The organism is Bacillus cereus group sp. BfR-BA-01309 (assembly GCF_022664315.1).
GTDB classification, from domain to species: domain Bacteria; phylum Bacillota; class Bacilli; order Bacillales; family Bacillaceae_G; genus Bacillus_A; species Bacillus_A mobilis.
Genome location: NZ_JAKUHE010000006.1, coordinates 1 through 19,421 on the forward strand (window position 1 = coordinate 1; position 19,421 = coordinate 19,421).

Genomic DNA, 19,421 nt, shown 5'->3' on the forward strand with positions numbered 1-19,421 from the left:
GATTTGTGTTTTTTCATCAGCTGTAAATTTAGCCATAGAAAAACTGCACCTCCAATTGTTAGACTGTGTCTAACAATTGGGGTGCAGTTCAATGACGTTCTTTTTCTTTTAAAAAATTGTTACCTATAATAAAGGCTTATAAAAATAATCTCTTATTTACGGAAATAAGAGGTTTTTTAAATTACTTTTCGAATCATTTTAAGAGTTTATATATTGAAGGTGAGGAAAAAGAATCATGAAGATAAGAAAAGCGTTAGTAAGTGAAGCAAATGAATTAAGTGAACTCGCACTACACTCAAAAGCAACGTGGAACTATAGCGAAGCATTCATACTTGCTTGTAAGGAAGATTTAACAATTACCGATGAGTACATAAAAAATAATTTTGTATATGTTTTAGAAAACGATAATACGAAGATTGGGTTTTTCTCATTTTTACGTAACGATAAAGCTCTCGATTTCTTATACATTCATCCTCGTTACAAAGGAAAGGGCTATGGGAAAATAATGTGGAAGTTTGTAATAGAGCAAGCAAAGGAACTAGGAATAAAAAGCTTTACGATTGATAGTGATCCGAATGCAAAAGGATATTATTTGAAAATGGGAGCAAAGTTAATCGGAGAGACACCATCAACGGTTTTTAAGGACCGATTACTGCCCCTTTTGAAATATGATGTGTAAAACTATTAATAGTAGGAGAAGCTGAGAATGGATCATATAAAGGGAAAAAGAATATATGAAGCACTAATGAGATCTTGGTCAATTGAAACAAGTTCAAAGTGGACAAGTGAAAATCCAGCAAAAGGACAGTGTGGTGTAACGGCTCTAGTTATTCAAGATATATACGGAGGGAAAATCAAAAAGACAAAAGTTGGAGAGGAGTGGCACTTTTATAACTTTATAAATGGATATAGGTTTGATTTTACAGAGTCTCAATTCAATGAAAACCTGAACTATTTGGATGTGGAATCAAACCAGGAAGAAGCATTTGCAGATACAAATGAAAAACAATATAGCATTTTGAAGGAAAAGATAATGAAAGAATTGAAATTATCTTTTGACTCTTAATCTTTAATAAGTTACTATAATGGTGGTAACTTATTAAAGGGAACTTCATAGAGTTGAAAGGGGAAATACTTTTGAAAACAACTTATGTAAACGCTACAATCGTAACGATGAATGAACAAAACGAAGTGATAGAAAATGGATATATCATTGTAGAAAATGATCAAATTATAGATGTAAAGAGCGGAGAATTCGCTAATGATTTTGCAGTAGATGAAGTAATTGACATGAAAGGAAAGTGGGTATTACCAGGGCTTGTAAATACACATACACACGTTGTAATGAGTCTCTTAAGAGGTATTGGCGATGATATGTTATTACAACCGTGGCTTGAGACGAGAATTTGGCCACTTGAAAGTCAGTTTACGCCAGAGCTTGCGGTCGCTAGCACGGAATTAGGATTACTTGAAATGGTGAAAAGTGGTACAACATCATTCTCTGACATGTTTAATCCAATTGGAGTAGATCAAGATGCAATTATGGAAACGGTATCAAGGAGTGGAATGCGAGCTGCTGTTTCAAGAACTTTATTTAGCTTCGGAACGAAAGAGGATGAAAAGAAAGCAATTGAGGAAGCTGAGAAATATGTGAAGCGCTACTATAACGAAAGTGGCATGTTAACTACGATGGTTGCACCGCATAGTCCATATACATGTAGTGCAGAACTGTTAGAAGAATGCGCACGTATTGCAGTAGAAAATCAAACGATGGTTCATATTCATCTTTCAGAAACAGAGCGTGAAGTACGTGATATTGAAGCACAGTACGGAAAACGTCCAGTAGAATATGCAGCAAGTTGCGGGTTGTTTAAACGCCCAACAGTTATTGCACACGGTGTAGTATTAAATGAAAATGAGCGTGCATTTTTAGCAGAACATGATGTTCGAGTAGCACATAACCCAAATAGTAATTTAAAACTAGGTTCTGGTATAGCAAATGTAAAAGCGATGCTAGAAGCAGGAATGAAAGTAGGAATTGCAACAGATAGTGTGGCATCTAACAACAATTTAGATATGTTTGAAGAAATGCGCATAGCGACTTTACTACAAAAAGGTATTCACCAAGATGCAACAGCATTACCAGTTGAAACAGCTCTTACACTTGCGACTAAAGGAGCTGCTGAAGTAATCGGCATGAAACAAACAGGATCACTTGAGGTTGGAAAGTGTGCTGATTTTATTACGATTGACCCATCTAATAAGCCGCATTTACAACCAGCAGACGAAGTATTATCGCACCTTGTATATGCTGCTAGTGGAAAAGATATTAGCGATGTAATTATTAACGGAAAACGTGTCGTTTGGAATGGCGAATGTAAAACGTTAGATGAAGAGCGTATTATATTTGAAGCGAGTCGTTATAAACGAGGTTTACAAAGATAGGTATTTTTAGGCTGTGGGGAAGGTCTTCTCCACAGCCTGTTTTTGTACCTTTCCCTGTGCTATGTGTCAACACTGATAAAAAGAGGGAAAGGAGAAATTTTTTATGAGTGTTGATTAATAAAACAGAAGAGAATGGTTTAGATAAAATCACTAGTTTCAAAAAAGCCTTCACGCAATAATGATTGCATGAAGGCTTTTGATGTTTTCTTATTTTTTTGTCTCATTGACCCATGTAATAATGTCCTGGATGACGTACTCGGGAACATTTGCAGGGATTTCGTACTCACTTGGAAGACTCAATTCCCCGTCACCCTCCGTGAAGAAATGATTCAATTGCGGATATTCTTTGAACTGAACATTCCTGCGGTTTGAAAGTCCCTCCTGCCATTTTGTATAATCTTCTTTTACTGTTACTTGATAATCGCGTGCCCCTTGCAGAATCAGCAAAGGCTCTTTTCGTGATTTTGCCTCCTCAACTGGACGCCACCTAGTAACGTCATACATAAAATGAGGAGACGGAAATGGAAAATTGTAGCCAGCTGGCGGATGGTCAGGATCGAAAGTAGGATCCAGGATAAAAGCGAACTGTCTTTTTAGTTCATCGATTACTTCCTTTGGCGCCCCAAGGTATTGACTCACATCAATGGCAGTGTCAGTCAAAGGGCGTGCAGGTGGTGCGAGTAAGATGCTTCCTCGAACAAGTGAGGAAGGCGCTTTGCTCAGTATTCGCGGCATTGTGCCAGCACCTTGGCTATGTCCGAGAATGAAAATATTATTTGGATCAATGCCTTCCTGCTGCGCTGCTGATTTTGCTGCATGTATGGCATCATCTGTAGTATCACGGTCTAACGTAACGGGTTCTGCACTCATCTTTAATGCGTGTTCAAAGGTGCGTTTTTCATAGCGTAACACCGCAATTCCGTTGGACGAAAGGCCCACCGCAATGTCTCGTAAGATTTTTGTTCCCAGATATGTACTATCGCGATCATGGATGCCAGCACCATGAACAAGAACAACTACGGGTACCTTTTCACCAGGCTTATGTTTCGGAACCGTTAATGTGGCAGGTAACGGATAGGTAGAACTTCCAATGACGATTTCACGTTCTTTATAGGAAGCAGGTTGATCGTAGCTAGGCTGCGGGATAATATAAGATTCTGGAGGCGTCCTTACCCCAACTTCATCTACTTTCCCACCAGGTGTGAATTTAAGGAGTAACGGTATGGTAGCTCCTTGGGTGGTTCCTGGAATTTCCACCGTCTGATGGACCAAATTTCGTTCTTTTATCACGGGGGTTCCCATACTTTTTATCCCGCTCCAGTCACTTTGTTTCCACCAGTTTTGTAATGTGTTTGCTGTAAACTTAGATTGAAAAGCAGCAGACGTCAACTGAAGTGCCTCTGCATACTTACCTTGCTGGAGATATTCAAAAAATAACGATGTACGCTCTGTTAAAGAGACTCGTTCCTTTTCTGTAGATTGTTTCGCATGTGTATTTGCGTGAATAGCTGTTGTAAGCGGGAAAGATGCAATGTCAAAAGAAAAGAGCAGGGTAAAGGAAAGTGCTGTTTTTTGTATTTTCTTTTTTTTATTCATATTTTAACCTCCAATATGTGATGGTAAAAACAGGCATGGTAATTATGGTTCTGGTGCAAAAAGGCCTAATCCATTGATATGTTCATCTAAAACCAACCGTACTGATTTTGTCTTAATAACTCTGGTAACTCTTAATCTCTCTTTCTTCCTTCACTTCATATTTTGACTATACGAAACAAAGCTCTCGTTTTTCTTACTTGATCCTTACAAAAACCTTAAGTGTATAATGTTTGTCAAATACCACTTTCTATCTGAACTTCTTTTTATGTGTTAACACTGATAAAAAGAGAATAAGGAGAGATTTCTTAGGGTGGTACTTTAATAATCATTGTGACGAATGTGTATCAGTTTCTGTTGAAGAGTTAGTTCCGAAAGAACATTTCCTTCATACAATTGAGGGCACAATTAGTTTTGATTTTATTAAGGAAAAGCAATCCTTTTTAAAAAGGATCACTTTTTTCTTGAACGAATAAATATTCAAAAGAATGTCGCATCTTTCTGTTCATATTTCTGCTATAATATAAAACGCTTTATAATATTTTATACTTAAGGAGAACAACTCATGAAGCGAAAAAAGAGCCATTTAATGGTAATGGCACTTGTTACAACTTTATTATTAGCAGCTTGTAATAATAAAGCGAATAAAAGTGATACAGAGGCAAAAAAACAAGTATTAAATGTAACAGTATCAGAAGAAATTCCTTCTCTTGATACTGCGAAAACGATGGATGGTACATCAGCACACGTTATGCAAAACATATTTGAAGGTTTGTATGTATTAGATGATCAAGATCAGCCTATTCCAGCAGTAGCAAAATCGTTTAAAAGAAGTGAAGATGGTAAAAAATATACATTTGATTTGCGTAAAGATGCAAAATGGTCAAATGGAGACAGTGTGACAGCAAATGATTTTATGTTTGCATGGAAACGTGCAATTAACCCTGAAACAGCGTCTCAATATGCGTACATGCTCTTTCATGTAAAAAATGCGAAAGAAATTAATAAAGGAACAATGGCTCTTGATAACCTTGGAGTTAAAGCAATAAATGATTATAAGTTAGAAGTGGAACTCGAACAGCCAATTCCGTATTTTTTACAGTTGTTAGCACTACCTATTTACTTACCACAGCATGAATCATTTTTGAAAGAACAAGGAAAGAATTATGCATTGGAACCTAGTAATCTCATATATAACGGGCCATTTGTATTAGAGAAATGGAAGCATGAACAAGAGTTTCAATTAAAGAAGAATGCTACATATTGGGATCAAAAGAAAGTGAAATTAGACGAGATAAACTTTCAGATTGTAAAGGATACAATGACAGCTGTTAATTTATACGAAGCTGGTAATTTAGACCGGGTGCCTATTAATTCTCAATTTGTAGATAAGTATAAAGGGAATAAGGAATTACATATGTCGAGCGAACCTGGAATGGCTATGCTACGTTTTAATGAGAAAAATAATGCGTTAGCAAATAAAAAGGTGCGTCAATCTATTTCATTAGCGTTAAATAAAGAAGATTTCGTTACTCACTTTATTAATAACGGGGCAAAGTCTGCAAGCGGACTTGTACCGGCTGGTCATATAAATGAAGAGACTGGTAAAGATTTTAGAAAAGAAAACGGAGATCTTTCTCCATATGATTTGCAAAATGCGAAAAAGATTTGGACAGAAGCGAAAAAAGAACTGGGAGTAGACGAAGTAAACCTCGAATTTTTAACATATGAACAAGATAATGCAAAACGTATGGCAGAATATATAAAAGGTGACTTAGAAAAGCATTTGCAAGGATTAACGATACAAATTAAACAACAGCCATTTAAGCAAAAATTACAGTTAGAACAAACAGGAGATTACGATATATCTATGGCAAATTGGGGACCAGATTATAAAGACCCAATTAGTTATTTAGAACTCTTTACGACGGATAATCAGAATAACAAAATGAATTATTCTAATCGACACTACGATGAATTAATAAAAAAAGCGAAAAGCGATCTAGTACTAGATCAGAAGAAAAGATGGGAAGCATTGCAAGAGGCCGAGCGTACTTTATTAGAGGATACTGCAATCGCACCACTTTATCAAATGGGATCAGCTTACGTACAAAAGGATTATGTAAAAGGAATTGAGAAGCATCAATTTGGTGGTGTTTATACTTATAAGAATGCTTATATCCTAAATTAATAAATACAAAAAACCTTACTTTTTAAAAGTAAGGTTTTTTACACATACATTCTATTAAACTGATTTTAATAAAGAATAAAAATTCGTATCAAATGGGATATCATCTTGATACATATAATTTTTTAGAACGCCTTCTTTTTCAAATCCTAATTTTAATAGCACTTTATTGGAAGCTTCATTTTCAAGAAAGACAATTGCTCCGATCCGTTTTAAATGAAGTGTGTGGAAACCGTATGATATAACTTCAGAAACAGCTTCCGTCGCATATCCTTTTCCCCAGTGTTCAGGGAGAAAGGCATAACTTATATTGGCTCGTTTATGTTCAGAAGACCAATCATGAAACCCAATTGTTCCAACGAGCTCTTTCTTGTCCTTTAATTCAATTCCCCATTTTATTCCGCTTCTTGTATTGTAACTGAGCTTAAAGTTATGAATGACTTGTTTCACTTGAGCAACATCTTGTAATGGTTTTTGGCCATAATAGCGCAGTACGTCAGTATTAGAAAAGCATTGTAGTATACCCGGTGCATCTTCTTCGGTAAGTTCTCGTAAAATGAGTCGGTCGGTTTTCAATATAGGAAACATGCTTTCACTCCATTTCTTCTGAAACTAGAATTTGTTGTTATTATATAATGTAATCTGAAAATAAAGATTATTCAAGAGGGAAGCATGGTTTTGATCTGTGGTAAAATTGATTGTGGAATATATTTCAAAAAGAGGTTTGTATATGGAGAAAAATTCAATTTTAATTGTAGATGATGATCAAGATATTGTTCGATTTGTGAACGTGAATTTAATGCAAGAAGGTTTTAAAGTTTTTAGTGCTCATAATGGAGAAGAGGCTTTAGAAATAATAAATAATAACAAAATTCAACTTGCTATTTTGGATATTATGATGCCACAAATGGATGGAATAGAATTGTGTAGAAGGATTAGAGAGAAACATAGTTTACCAATTATGTTTTTAAGCGCAAAATCATCGGATGTAGATAAGGTAATAGGATTTAGTACTGGAGCAGATGATTATATTGTGAAGCCCTTCAGTACAATTGAATTTATAGCGAGAGTGAAAGCTCAATTAAGAAGGTATACATATTTCAATCAAAATGCTGTCCAAGAAATAGAAAAGAAAATAAACATTAGAGGTTTAGAAATAGATGAAGTGTCTAGAACAGTAATGTTATATGGAGAAACAATCAATCTTACGAGAACCGAATATGATATTTTGTACTTAATGGCAGCTGCTATGAATCGTGTATTTACTATTGAAGAAATATATGAAAGCGTTTGGAAAGAAAGGGCCTATGAAAGCAATAATACAGTAATGGTTCATATTGCAAGATTAAGAAATAAAATTGAAGAGAATCCAAAAGAGCCGAAGTTTATTCAAAATGTTTGGGGAGTCGGATATAAAATTGAAGATTAAATCATTACAAGGCATTAGAGCTAAGTTTTTTATCGCATTCATATGTAGCATCTTATTAGCAACTGTAAGTATAATAACGTTTCAAATATTAATTGGAAATATATATGGTCAAGTTACCGAATTAGAGAAAAAATATTCATTTTTATATTTAATAGCTTTTTTAACTTTTACTACAATATACTTTGCATTCATGACAAAAACAATGATGAAAAGATTATCTGAAATTAACAAGAGTGTGAAGCAAATAAGTAGTGGTAATTTTGAAATACATATACCTATTTCAAAAAATGACGAGATTGGTGAATTAGCAGCGAATGTTAATAGAATGGCTAAAAGTTTAAAAGAGTCTATCGAAAATGAAAAAAAAACGCAGGAAACGAAAAATGAAATGATTAGCAATATTTCTCATGACTTACGAACACCTGTAACATCTCTAATCGGTTATGCGGACCTGTTAGGAAATCAGCTTCATTCAAATAGAGAAGAATGTGAACAGTATGTAAGTATATTAAAGCGAAAAAGTTATGAATTAAAAAATCAAGTAGATGATTTATTAGAATATTGTCAAATAAATTATAGGGAGATTGAATTACATAAAAGTGTAGTAAATATGAAAGCGTTCATTGAACAAATCATGATTGATTTTGTACCACAACTAGATGATGCCGATATGAGCTTTTGTATTAATGGTGATAAGGAGTTACATGTGGAAATGGATGTAGGGCTTATGGTGAGGCTGTTCGAAAATGTAATTAGTAATAGTATTATGTACGGGAAAGACGGAAAACAGATTTTGATTCAAATTTCTAAAAGAGACATGAATGCTGAAATAGAAATTAAAAATTTTGGACAATGCATTCCGAATGAGAACCTTCCTTACGTTTTTGAGAAGTTTTATCGTGGTGAAAAATCACGTAGCTCTCATACGGGTGGAAAAGGAATGGGACTTGCAATTGCGAGAAGTATAGCAGAGCTTCATAAAGGGGATATCACTGTGTGTAGTAACGAGAAAGAAACTGTTTTCGCCATCGTTTTACCGCATTATAAAGAATTGTAAGAAAGTCGTAAGTATTTCTTTTATATGTCGTAATTTTCACTTCGTATTATGTAGAACAAAGATATGAGGGTGGGGGTACAACATGTGGAAGAGATATGTATTAGTAATGTTAGTTGCGTTTTTAATTATAAGTTGGAGTGTAGTTTATTTAACCCATGGTTTTATATCAGTCATTGTTTGGTGGAGTATACAAGCCTTTAGCTTAGTATCAATCTTTATTTTGATTGGATCAGTATTACTATTTTTGTGGAAAGGCATTTTCAGAAAGCGAATAGATAGAACACTACTCTTCATCGTTTTTTTCTCTATAATTGGAGCTTGGCCTTTAGGATGGTTTGCTAATATAGGGGGACTTGCTTACCCAGCAGATGTACAATCTATGAGTCCTAAAGCAGTCGTTCGATTTCCTTTGGATGAACGAGCATTAGTGGGCTGGGGAGGCGATCGGTTAGAAACGAACTATCATGTTATAAAACCAAATGAACGATGGACATATGATATTCTTATTCCGCCTTCTGAAGTGAGAAGTAGTAATTTAGGGGATTATGGAATATATGGAGTGAAAGTAATGGCACCAGCTTCTGGAACAGTTGTATCTATCAATAATGATGAAAAAGATGTAGTTCCAGGAGAGGATGATTTTCAGTCAATGGCGGGGAATCATATTTATATACGACTAGATGAATCAGGGACATTTTTGATTCTTGCCCATTTAAAAAAAGGATCAATTAAAGTGAGGGAAGGGCAACATGTAAATGAAGGAGAGGTTCTTGCCCAAGTCGGTAACTCCGGAAGTTCAAGTGAGCCGCATTTACATATTCATCATCAAAGGCAGGATCCATCCAAGGTGAGCATGTTTTTTTCGGAAGGATTACCACTTTACTTTCGAACTGAGAAAGGTGCGATAATGCCAGAAAGAGGTACATACATAAGTGGCAATAAAAAAAGGTATTCCAGTTTTATTGGAATACCTTTTTCTATTACCCTACAAATGTTTGATACAGTAAGAAAATATTTAAAATGATAACAAGTGCAGCAATGATCCAAGCGATAAAGGTTGTTATGCGGTGGTTGACGAGCGCACCCATAATTTTTTTATTGCTTGTAAACATAATAAGTGGTACTAATGCAAAAGCAATACCGAATGATAAGACGACTTGGCTCATGACTAGAGCGTAAGTTGGATTTACACCTAAAGCGATAATAACTAATGGTGGAATCATTGTAATAAAGCGGCGTAAGTATAACGGAATATGCATTCGAATGAAACCTTGCATAATAATATCACCTGACATTGTACCGACAGAAGAGCTAGATAGTCCTGCTGATAAGAGCCCAATTCCAAATAAAGCAGCCGATACTGGACCGACTAACGTACTGAACTGGTTAAAAGCAACATCAAGATCTTCAACATGCAAGCCATTTTTAAAGAATAGTGCAGCAGCAACAATTAACATACTCGCATTAATTGCTCCAGCGATAACCATTGCAATAATGATATCAATAAATTCGAAACGGAAAATCTTTTTCTTTTGTTCATCAGTTGTTCCAACCACGCGGCGTTGTGTCAATGCAGAATGTAAATAGATTGCATGTGGCATAACTGTCGCGCCTAATATCCCTGCTGCAAGTAGTATACTGTCTACACCTTGGAATTTCGGAATCAATAGTCCTGAAAGAAGGGGACTTAATTCTGGTTTTGCATAAAAAACTTGAATCCCAAATGCTATTACTACAATAAAAATCATCCCTGTAATAATTGCTTCTAGTGGGCGAAATCCTCTGCGTTGAAACTCAAGAATAATAAATGATCCGACTGCTGTAATTAAAGCAGCTGGTAACATAGGAATTCCAAATAATAAATACAATCCGAGTGCTGCCCCGATAAACTCAGCTAAATCTGTAGCCATAATAACGAGTTCACCTTGTATCCATAAGCCGATAGACACAGGTTTTGGAAAGTGCTCGCGAGCTATTTCAGGTAAATTATTTCCCGTAGCAATTCCTAATTTAGCTGATAAAGTTTGAATTAATACTGCCATTAAGTTAGACGCGAATATAACCCATAATAGTAAATATCCATATTGTGAACCAGCTGCGATATTTGTAGCAAAGTTACCAGGATCAATATAAGCTACAGATGCGATAAATGCGGGCCCTAAAAACGGTAACAGTCTTTTCCAACCTTTCGTTTCGCCACTTAAAGCTAAGTGTGCTGATTGAACAGTTGTACTTTGAGAAGGGACTTGTTCATCTTTTGATATATCTTTATTCATAGTAGTTTTCCCCTTTGAAATGTTAACTTGATGAAATTATTGTAAGTATTCTTGTTGTTTATTTCAATACATTTAAATGTATTAGATGATATTTTTATTTGAACACAAATGTTTCCTTAGTGCAAATTATATGCCTTGCTGCAATGGATGGTGTCGTATAATAAAAAATTGGGAGTTTATGGTGTGATGACGTGGGGAAACATAATGAATTAAAGGGCTGTTTTTGAAATTTATGTGAACAAAAAGCTGATAATACAGCATATTAATTGATGGAATTGCATTTGTATGATATATAATATATTGGGATTACAACATAACCACAGGGTTTTGGTGTGTAATCTTGTTTTTTATTTTTGTTAACTGATAGAAAATAGTATAAAGAGAAGAAAATGGATTCATTTTCTTATTATATATGTTTTGATATGAACGTTAACTTATACATGATTTTAAAAATTAGATAGGTGGTAGAAACACATTGGCAACTACAAAACCATATAGAGTATTACTATATTACATGTACACAACAATTGAAAACCCGGAAGAATTCGCGGCAGAGCATTTAGCATTTTGTAATTCACTTGAATTAAAAGGTAGAATTCTTGTAGCAACAGAAGGAATTAACGGAACTTGTTCTGGTACTGTAGAGCAAACTGAGAAATACATGGAAGCAATGAACAATGATCCACGTTTTGACGGTATCGTATTTAAAATAGATGAAGAAGAAGGGCATGCATTCAAGAAAATGCACGTACGTCCTCGTCCAGAATTAGTGACACTTCGTTTAGAAGACGACATTAATCCACACGAAATTACTGGTAAGTATTTAGAGCCAAAAGATTTTTATGAGGCAATGAAACAAGAAGATACAGTTATCATTGATGCACGAAATGATTATGAGTTTGATTTAGGACACTTTAAAGGTGCGATTAAACCTGATATTGAATCATTCCGTGAATTACCAGATTGGATCAGAGAAAACAAAGAAACACTTGAAGGTAAAAAGATTTTAACGTATTGCACAGGTGGAATTCGTTGTGAGAAGTTTTCTGGTTGGTTAGTTCGTGAAGGTTATGAGGATGTAAGTCAGCTTCACGGCGGTATTGTAACGTACGGAAAAGACCCAGAAGTACAAGGTGAGCTTTGGGATGGACAATGTTACGTGTTCGATGAGCGTATCGCTGTACCAGTAAACCAAAAAGAACATGTTATCGTTGGTAAAGACCACTTTACAGGTGAACCTTGTGAGCGCTATGTAAACTGTTCAAATCCAGAATGTAATAAGAAGATTTTATGTTCTGAAGAAAACGAAGCGAAATATTTACGTGCATGTTCTCATGAATGTCGCGTAAGCCCACGTAACCGCTACGTAGTACAACACGAATTAACGGAAGAGCAAGTAGCTGCTGCATTAGAGAAAATCGAAGCAGGAAAGTAAGCTAAATGAGTGTAATAAAAAAGTACTCCAAATTTTAGTTTGGAGTACTTTTTTACTATGTAGTTTTTCTTTTATCAGTTTTTGTCGGTACGTCTATATATTATAAAAGTCGCTGATATAATCGGAAAATCGCTCGTAATAATTTCATTTTCTGAATCCTGCCATGTATTTGTAATTTGAAAATAACCTTCTTTACTTCTTATCATCTTTCTCTTTCACAGCAGAAAGGACAGTTTGTTTTACCCATGCTTTTCTTCGTTTATGTTGTAGGCTCCATTGGTATAAACTTTGCGCACCTAAAATAAGTGAAATGACGATACCGCTAATTGCTATTAAAAGTGCGAAAAATTCAAGTGGTGACGATATTTTGTTTGTATCGGTGTTTCTTAAAAGATCAATCATAGTAAACCCTAACATTTGTCCTACTACAGAGTAGAGCGTTAAAATTAATAGTAAAAGGCTATCTTTTTTAGAAGCGACGTTTTCTTGATACTTAAACAAACTATCAAGATTTTGTTTTGCATTTGAGTATAGTACTTCAATGTTAAATAGATTTCTTAAGCGGAAGAAAATATCTTCACTCTGTGATTGGGATACTAGCTCTAAAGAAAAGTAATTCGCTGTAAACGAATTGATTGAATAAATTAATTTCTCTATTTCATTTGTATCTTGTTCAATATTTAGTTCAGCATAAGCGTTTGCCATTTTTAATAAAACAACTTTATGAAATAGATTCAATAACAAGGCGTAATAAAACTCCCCGTACATTTGACTAGCAAGTTTAGCGAATTCGTGTTCACCCTCGTTTGTTATACATGTGAAAATATGTTCTTCCATAATAAAGTAGCGATTTGGAGCCCATCTTTGATATGAATGTTTTAATAAATAATCTTGAATATAAGGAATATTATTTGCGCTAATATACGGCTTACCATCGTCTGTTAATCCGGAAAGACTGGAAGCTCGATATACATCAACTACATGAAGGGCCGATTCTTTATTTATGGATAATAAAGTTTGTACATACATTCGTTGATCTTCAAAGAATGGGAATGTTTGAAAGTAAGAGCTCCGCAATCTCTTTTTCTCAAAGAAGTCTGTTAGGCCATGAAATAAATCGCCGAATATGAGCTTCTCTACTTGTGAATATTGTTTGCCATTACATTCAATACAGATAGTTTCAGTTGTATCATTTTTAGTTTCAAGTACACGGAAGCGGGCGGCAAATTCAATTGCTTCTGATAATGTCATGTTTGGAGCGGTTTCTACTCCTGTCCGAATTGTTAAAAAGCCAAGCTCATAAGGACAAAGTGTTACGTCAATAGAATGAATCTTGAATGGAACGGAAATCAAATTTGTTGTTAAGTGTCCAGTTAAGTTAAGGTCTTTAGAATAGCGCTGCAATCCTTTTTGATGCTCTGAATGAGGAAAGAGTATTTTATTTGTAAATGAAAGATAGTATGCTTCCATATTTTGATGTGAAACTTGAAACTTTCCGTAGTATGTATTTTCATTTTCAAGATGATCAAGTCGAAAAGGGCGAAAACCATTTTTCTGTAAGAAAGGGAACATATTTTGTTCATATCCAGTTTTAAAAGAAAACGGGAATATAAATTGAAATATAGCTGTTGTTACATCTTTTTCCTCGATTGTTCGTATTGCCTCCATTTACTTTGTTTCCTTTCATATATGCTATAAAAACAACATGCCCAAATTCATTTGAAAATAACCACTGTTTTACACTTGATTAAGAATGAAAATTCTGCTTATTTAGCAAGGGACATGTATAATGTTATGTATACGAAATGTTATAAAATTGTATTTTGAAAAGGGGGATGTTGTATGCGTATTTTAGTATTAGGAGCGGGTGGCGTCGGTGGGTTTTTTGGTGGCCGATTAGTTGAAAAAGGGGAAGATGTTACGTTTCTTGTCCGCAGTAAAAGAAAACAGCAATTAGAGGGAACGGGACTTGTTATTCGTAGTGTGAACGGGGATTTTTCCTTTCAACCGAAATTAATAACGAAAGAAGATCGAACTTCTCCTTTTGATGTTATTTTATTCTCAACAAAAGCGTATCACTTAAACGAGGCAATTCAAGATTTGAAGCCGTTTGTAGGTGAAAATACTATGATTATTCCATTGTTAAATGGCATTGCTCATGTATCACTATTACAAAAAGAATTTGGCGTGGAAAAAGTGATTGGCGGTTTATGCTTTATCGAGACGACGCTAAACGATCAAGGAGAAATTGTACAAACTAGCGCTGCCAACAGACTTGTGTTTGGAGAAATGAAGTCTCAAGATTCAGAGAGAATACAGCATATCGCTAAAGCATTTGCAGGTACGAAATCTAGTTTTGTTTTGAGTGAAAATATTACACAAGATATGTGGCATAAATATTTATTCATCACTGTAATGTCAGGTGTGACAACATTAATGCGTGCACCGATAGGACCGATTCGTGAAAGCGAAGGTGGCCGCGATTTTATCCAAAACTTATTTGAAGAATGTGTGCAAATTATGAAATATATAGGGGGACCAGTTAAGGAAGGTATTGCCCAGGAACATATGAAAACAATTGATAAAATTTCGTATGATATGAAGTCATCAATGCAGCGGGATATGGAAAAAGGTTCGTCTATTGAAGGGAAGCACTTACAAGGATACTTACTAGGTGCAGCAGAACAATTTCCTATAGAAGCACCATTATTGAGTGCGGTATATCAAAACTTAAAGGTGTATGAAGAAATGACCTTTAATAAATCAGCAATACAATTGGATGTATGAAAAAATAAAAAAGAAAGCAATATATAAGTGTATTGCTTTCTTTTTTATGACAATTTATTTATTTCTTTTCGTTCTATCTGTCAAATTTATTTCCTGTTCACGTTTACCGTATAATTGATTAATTTCATTTGCTAACGCATCTAAATAGGAATCGGAAAAAATAGGCTTCTTTTCTTTAGACATGTGGGTCTCCTTTATCGATTTTTTAGTATTCATTATGTATATTTACCGGCGGATTATACGCAATCATTTAAATTTTTTCTTTTTAAAAATTTTTGTTTACATTTTGAAAATAAAGGAGTATTATAATCCACAGTTTCAATTTTCTAAATCGCTGAAACCGCATGGTGCGGGGGACCCGTTTTTATGGATTAGTTCTTAATCCAATGGGGTGAATCCTTGAAAAAGGTAGGGCTACTCATAGGCCCGAATCCGACAGCTAACCTCGTAAGCGTTATATTGAGAAGGAAGGTGGAGCTTGTGCGACAAAAAAAATAATGTCTACAAGTTTATTTCGCTATGGCTTGTAGACGTTTTTTGTTTTCTGAAGAAATAGTTTGCTGGCTGTAACAAGCAGCATCGTTCGTACAAAATTATTGGAGAGTGGACAGCAGTGGTTTCATCTATTAAAAGATTTTTAATTGGAAGACCGTTAAAATCAACTGAGCTAGGAGAGCAAAAGCTTAATAAAACGAAGGCACTAGCCATTTTATCTTCTGACGCATTGTCATCCGTTGCATACGGACCAGAGCAAATTTTAATTGCTTTAACAGGTCTTGGAGCGATTGCTTATTGGTATTCCATTCCGATAGCTGTTGGGGTATTAGTGTTATTGACAGCCCTTATTTTATCTTATCGTCAAATTATTTTTGCTTATCCGCATGGCGGGGGAGCGTATGTTGTATCAAAAGAAAATTTAGGGATGAATCCAGGGTTAATAGCTGGAGGGTCTTTATTAGTCGATTATATTTTAACTGTTGCAGTAAGTGTATCTGCGGGTACAGATGCGATTACATCTGCTTTTCCGAGCTTACATGCACATAAAGTAATTATTGCAGTTATATTTGTTATATTGATTACGATATTAAATTTAAGAGGTGTAACGGAATCAGCTTCCGTTTTAGCATATCCAGTTTATTTATTCGTTTTAGCACTATTCATATTAATTGGGGTAGGGATTTATAATATTTTAACTGGTCACGTGTCGCAGGCCTTACACACGCCGATTGGAACACCAGTTGCGGGAGTTAGTTTATTCTTACTGTTACGAGCATTTGCATCAGGTAGTTCGGCTTTAACAGGTGTTGAAGCAATTTCAAATGCAATTCCAAACTTTAAGGATCCTGCGCCAAACAATGCAGCGAAAACATTACTTGCAATGGGTGCATTACTTGCCGTTTTATTTTCAGGAATTGTTTTCTTAGCTTATTATTACGGAATTTCTCCAAGTAAAGAAGTAACAGTTGTTTCACAAATTGCTGAACAAACTTTTGGGCGTAATTTCATGTACTATTTCATACAGGGTACAACTGCTTTAATATTAATTCTTGCTGCTAACACAGGGTATTCTGCATTTCCGTTATTAGCAGTTAACCTTGCAAAAGACAAATTCATACCGAGAATGTTTACGATTAGAGGAGACCGCCTAGGTTACTCAAACGGTATTATTATACTGGGGATTGCTTCGATTATTTTAATTGTAGCTTTCCAGGGGCAAACAGAACATTTAATCCCGTTATATGCAGTAGGTGTATTTATTCCATTTACACTTTCTCAAACTGGTATGGTATTAAAATGGCTTCGTGAAAAGCCTGAAGGATGGGCTTTGAGATTAACGGTCAATTTAATTGGAGCAGTCATTAGTTTTATTGTAATGAGTATGTTCTTTTTAACTAAATTCGCACAAGTTTGGTCGATACTTATTTTCTTACCTGCAATCATATTCCTATTCCACAGAATTAAGAAGCACTATGATGCGGTTGGTGATCAGTTAAGTTTAAAAACTTGTGAACCTCTAGTTCCGATTAAGGGAAATGTAATTGTCGTTCCGGTAGCTGGTATGACTCATGTAGTAGAAAATTCATTGAATTATGCTAAGGCTCTTTCTGCCGATCAAGTTATCGCTGTATATGTTGCTTTTGACAGAGAAGAGGAGAAGAAATTCGAAGAGAAATGGAAGAAGTGGCAACCGGAAGTTAGGCTTGTTACATTACATTCTCATTATAGAAGTATTATTCAGCCGTTAACAAAGTTTATTGATACAGTGCAATATAAAGCGAGTGAATCAAATTACCGAGTTACTGTCGTTATACCACAGTTCATTCCGAAAAAAGGTTGGCATAACATTCTTCATAATCAATCTAGTTTACTCATTCGTGCGTATTTACTCTATAAAAGAAATGTTGTTATTACGACAGTTCCATATCATTTGAAAAAGTAAGAAGATTTTTTAAGGATAGCTTCATGAAAGTGAAGTTATCCTTTTTGTGTATATGCTATGCATAATTGCATATGACTCTAAAAGATATATTGATATAATTTTTATATCTATGGATAAGTAGGATTTTTTGTTGTGATATATGGATATTTCAATTGAAATAGTGAAGCGGATTATATTTTGAAATAAGGACATGAAAGCTTGAAAATAAAGGGAATGAAAATACTTCTTTACGTTATATAAATAGCTGTGTTTAAATGACCTTACAGTACAAAACTTATATGAAAACAAAACGAAACTTCATATTTACGTACGTTATTTAGTTTAAAATGAATAATATTTTCATGTAATATATTCACTGTGTGAATGTGGAAATGGCTATAAAATAGAAATTTTATACAATGTTATTCATACTAATCACATATGGAATGTTTTATAACAATAAGTAAGTACTGTAGCAATAAAAGTTGAGAGAGGTGGTTCATACATGGATCGCGGTGAGAACGTTCTCTATTTTAACCATCTCAAATTATGTGCAAGAAAATAGAATAATAAAATGCGATAGTAATAGTTGCTAATACATAGGAGGAGTTAAAGTGAAAAAGACTTTAATTACAGGGTTATTGGTTACAGCAGTATCTACGAGTTGCTTCATTCCTGTAAGCGCTTACGCTAAGGAGGGGCAAACAGAGGTGAAAGCAGTATATGCACAAAATGTAATTGCTCCAAATACATTATCCAATTCAATTAGAATGTTAGGATCACAGTCACCGCTAATACAAGCATACGGATTAGTTATTTTACAACAGCCAGACATTAAGGTGAATGCGATGAGTAGTTTGACGAATCATCAAAAGTTTGCGAAGGCAAATGTAAGAGAGTGGATTGATGAATATAATCCGAAGCTAATCGACTTAAATCAAGAGATGATGAGATATAGTACTAGATTTAATAGCTATTATAGTAAGCTCTATGAACTAGCAGGAAACGTAAATGAAGATGAACAAGCAAAAGCAGATTTTACAAATGCATATGGAAAATTACAACTGCAAGTACAAAGCATCCAAGAGAGTATGGAGCGGGATTTATTAGAGTTAAATCGATTTAAAACGATATTAGACAAAGATAGTAGCAACCTATCAATTAAAGCCGATGAAGCAATCAAAACATTACAAGGATCAAGCGGAGATATTGTGAAGTTAAGAGAAGATATTAAAAGAATTCAAGGGGAAATTCAAGCTGAACTAACTACTATTTTGAATAGACCTCAAGAAATTATTAAAGGTTCTATTAATATCGGTAAACAAGTATTTACAATTACAAATCAAACTGCACAAACGAAGACAATTGATTTTGTTTCTATCGGTACTTTAAGTAATGAAATTGTAAATGCTGCAGATAGTCAAACGAGGGAAGCGGCTCTTCGCATTCAGCAAAAGCAAAAAGAGCTACTACCACTTATTCAAAAGCTATCACAAACTGAAGCAGAGGCGACACAAATTACATTCGTTGAAGATCAAGTAAGTAGCTTTACAGAACTAATCGATCGTCAAATCTCAACTTTAGAAACGTTATTAACGGATTGGAAAGTTTTAAATAATAATATGATCCAAATTCAAAAGAATGTTGAAGAAGGCACATATACAGATAGTAGTTTACTTCAAAAACATTTCAATCAAATTAAAAAAGTAAGTGATGAAATGAATAAGCAAACAAATCAATTTGAAGATTACGTTACAAACGTTGAAGTACATTAAAAATAAGTAACGATATA

General features: G+C 34.6%; 16 protein-coding genes and 1 riboswitch. Of the genes, 11 read left to right on the forward strand and 5 right to left on the reverse strand.

Going from position 1 to position 19,421, the window contains the following annotated elements; translation table 11 throughout:
• The first annotated feature begins 235 nt into the window (after window positions 1–235).
• The 3 genes from MR115_RS12805 to MR115_RS12815 are packed head-to-tail and all read left to right on the forward strand — an operon-like array spanning window position 236 to window position 2,445.
• Entirely contained in the window at window positions 236–679 is a 444-nt protein-coding gene (locus MR115_RS12805) for a GNAT family N-acetyltransferase (protein ID WP_061676666.1), read from the forward strand.
• Window positions 680–706: 27 nt separating this feature from the next.
• The gene (locus tag MR115_RS12810; protein ID WP_242241553.1) at window positions 707–1,066 is read left to right on the forward strand and encodes a YunG family protein; all 360 of its coding nucleotides are present in this window, start codon (window positions 707–709) and stop codon (window positions 1,064–1,066) included.
• 53 nt (window positions 1,067–1,119) lie between these two features.
• Window positions 1,120–2,445: a bifunctional S-methyl-5'-thioadenosine deaminase/S-adenosylhomocysteine deaminase gene (locus tag MR115_RS12815; RefSeq protein WP_242241554.1), complete on the forward strand. Its 1,326-nt coding sequence runs from the start codon at window positions 1,120–1,122 to the stop codon at window positions 2,443–2,445.
• 207 nt (window positions 2,446–2,652) lie between these two features.
• Here MR115_RS12815 and MR115_RS12820 read toward each other — a convergent pair whose 3' ends face one another.
• Complete coding sequence (locus MR115_RS12820; RefSeq protein ID WP_242241555.1) at window positions 2,653–4,041, reverse strand: alpha/beta hydrolase; 1,389 nt, start codon at window positions 4,039–4,041, stop codon at window positions 2,653–2,655.
• 562 nt (window positions 4,042–4,603) lie between these two features.
• On the opposite strand from MR115_RS12820, the gene MR115_RS12825 reads away from it, so the two are divergent.
• Window positions 4,604–6,229 (forward strand): peptide ABC transporter substrate-binding protein, encoded by a 1,626-nt coding sequence (locus MR115_RS12825; RefSeq protein WP_242241556.1) that lies wholly within the window; start codon window positions 4,604–4,606, stop codon window positions 6,227–6,229.
• 54 nt (window positions 6,230–6,283) lie between these two features.
• Here MR115_RS12825 and MR115_RS12830 read toward each other — a convergent pair whose 3' ends face one another.
• Entirely contained in the window at window positions 6,284–6,814 is a 531-nt protein-coding gene (locus MR115_RS12830) for a GNAT family N-acetyltransferase (RefSeq protein WP_242241557.1), read from the reverse strand.
• A gap of 142 nt (window positions 6,815–6,956) precedes the next feature.
• Between MR115_RS12830 and MR115_RS12835 the strand changes: the two genes are divergently transcribed.
• From MR115_RS12835 to MR115_RS12845, 3 genes are all read left to right on the forward strand, one after another.
• Entirely contained in the window at window positions 6,957–7,655 is a 699-nt protein-coding gene (locus MR115_RS12835; protein ID WP_242241558.1) for a response regulator transcription factor, read from the forward strand.
• A complete protein-coding gene (locus MR115_RS12840; RefSeq protein WP_242241559.1) occupies window positions 7,645–8,712 on the forward strand; it encodes a sensor histidine kinase in 1,068 nt (355 codons plus the stop codon). The genes MR115_RS12835 and MR115_RS12840 overlap by 11 nt, the downstream gene beginning before the upstream one ends.
• A gap of 82 nt (window positions 8,713–8,794) precedes the next feature.
• Window positions 8,795–9,736, forward strand: coding sequence for a M23 family metallopeptidase (locus tag MR115_RS12845; protein WP_242241560.1), 942 nt, complete (start codon window positions 8,795–8,797; stop codon window positions 9,734–9,736).
• On the opposite strand, the gene MR115_RS12850 is transcribed toward MR115_RS12845, so the two are convergent.
• Window positions 9,693–10,988: an Nramp family divalent metal transporter gene (locus MR115_RS12850; protein ID WP_001030664.1), complete on the reverse strand. Its 1,296-nt coding sequence runs from the start codon at window positions 10,986–10,988 to the stop codon at window positions 9,693–9,695. The genes MR115_RS12845 and MR115_RS12850 overlap by 44 nt on opposite strands.
• Before the next feature lie 475 nt (window positions 10,989–11,463).
• Here MR115_RS12850 and trhO point away from each other — a divergent pair, with 475 nt between their 5' ends.
• Window positions 11,464–12,423, forward strand: a complete 960-nt coding sequence (gene trhO / locus MR115_RS12855) for an oxygen-dependent tRNA uridine(34) hydroxylase TrhO (protein WP_242241561.1) — start codon at window positions 11,464–11,466, stop codon at window positions 12,421–12,423.
• A 192-nt stretch (window positions 12,424–12,615) separates the two neighbouring features.
• Here trhO and MR115_RS12860 read toward each other — a convergent pair whose 3' ends face one another.
• Window positions 12,616–14,091, reverse strand: coding sequence for a hypothetical protein (locus tag MR115_RS12860; RefSeq protein WP_242241562.1), 1,476 nt, complete (start codon window positions 14,089–14,091; stop codon window positions 12,616–12,618).
• A 174-nt stretch (window positions 14,092–14,265) separates the two neighbouring features.
• Between MR115_RS12860 and panE the strand changes: the two genes are divergently transcribed.
• Window positions 14,266–15,210 carry a 2-dehydropantoate 2-reductase gene (gene panE, locus MR115_RS12865; protein ID WP_242241563.1) on the forward strand — a complete coding sequence of 315 codons (945 nt, stop codon included), beginning with the start codon at window positions 14,266–14,268 and terminating at the stop codon, window positions 15,208–15,210.
• A gap of 54 nt (window positions 15,211–15,264) precedes the next feature.
• Here panE and MR115_RS29830 read toward each other — a convergent pair whose 3' ends face one another.
• On the reverse strand, window positions 15,265–15,393 hold the full coding sequence (locus tag MR115_RS29830; protein ID WP_000031869.1) for a hypothetical protein: 129 nt from the start codon (window positions 15,391–15,393) through the stop codon (window positions 15,265–15,267).
• 139 nt (window positions 15,394–15,532) lie between these two features.
• A riboswitch (cyclic di-AMP (ydaO/yuaA leader) is annotated at window positions 15,533–15,679 on the forward strand.
• A 144-nt stretch (window positions 15,680–15,823) separates the two neighbouring features.
• Between MR115_RS29830 and MR115_RS12870 the strand changes: the two genes are divergently transcribed.
• Both MR115_RS12870 and nheA read left to right on the forward strand, forming a co-directional pair.
• Complete coding sequence (locus MR115_RS12870) at window positions 15,824–17,650, forward strand: APC family permease (protein ID WP_242241564.1); 1,827 nt, start codon at window positions 15,824–15,826, stop codon at window positions 17,648–17,650.
• 593 nt (window positions 17,651–18,243) lie between these two features.
• Complete coding sequence (gene nheA / locus MR115_RS12875) at window positions 18,244–19,404, forward strand: non-hemolytic enterotoxin NHE subunit A (protein WP_242241565.1); 1,161 nt, start codon at window positions 18,244–18,246, stop codon at window positions 19,402–19,404.
• Window positions 19,405–19,421 lie beyond the last annotated feature (17 nt).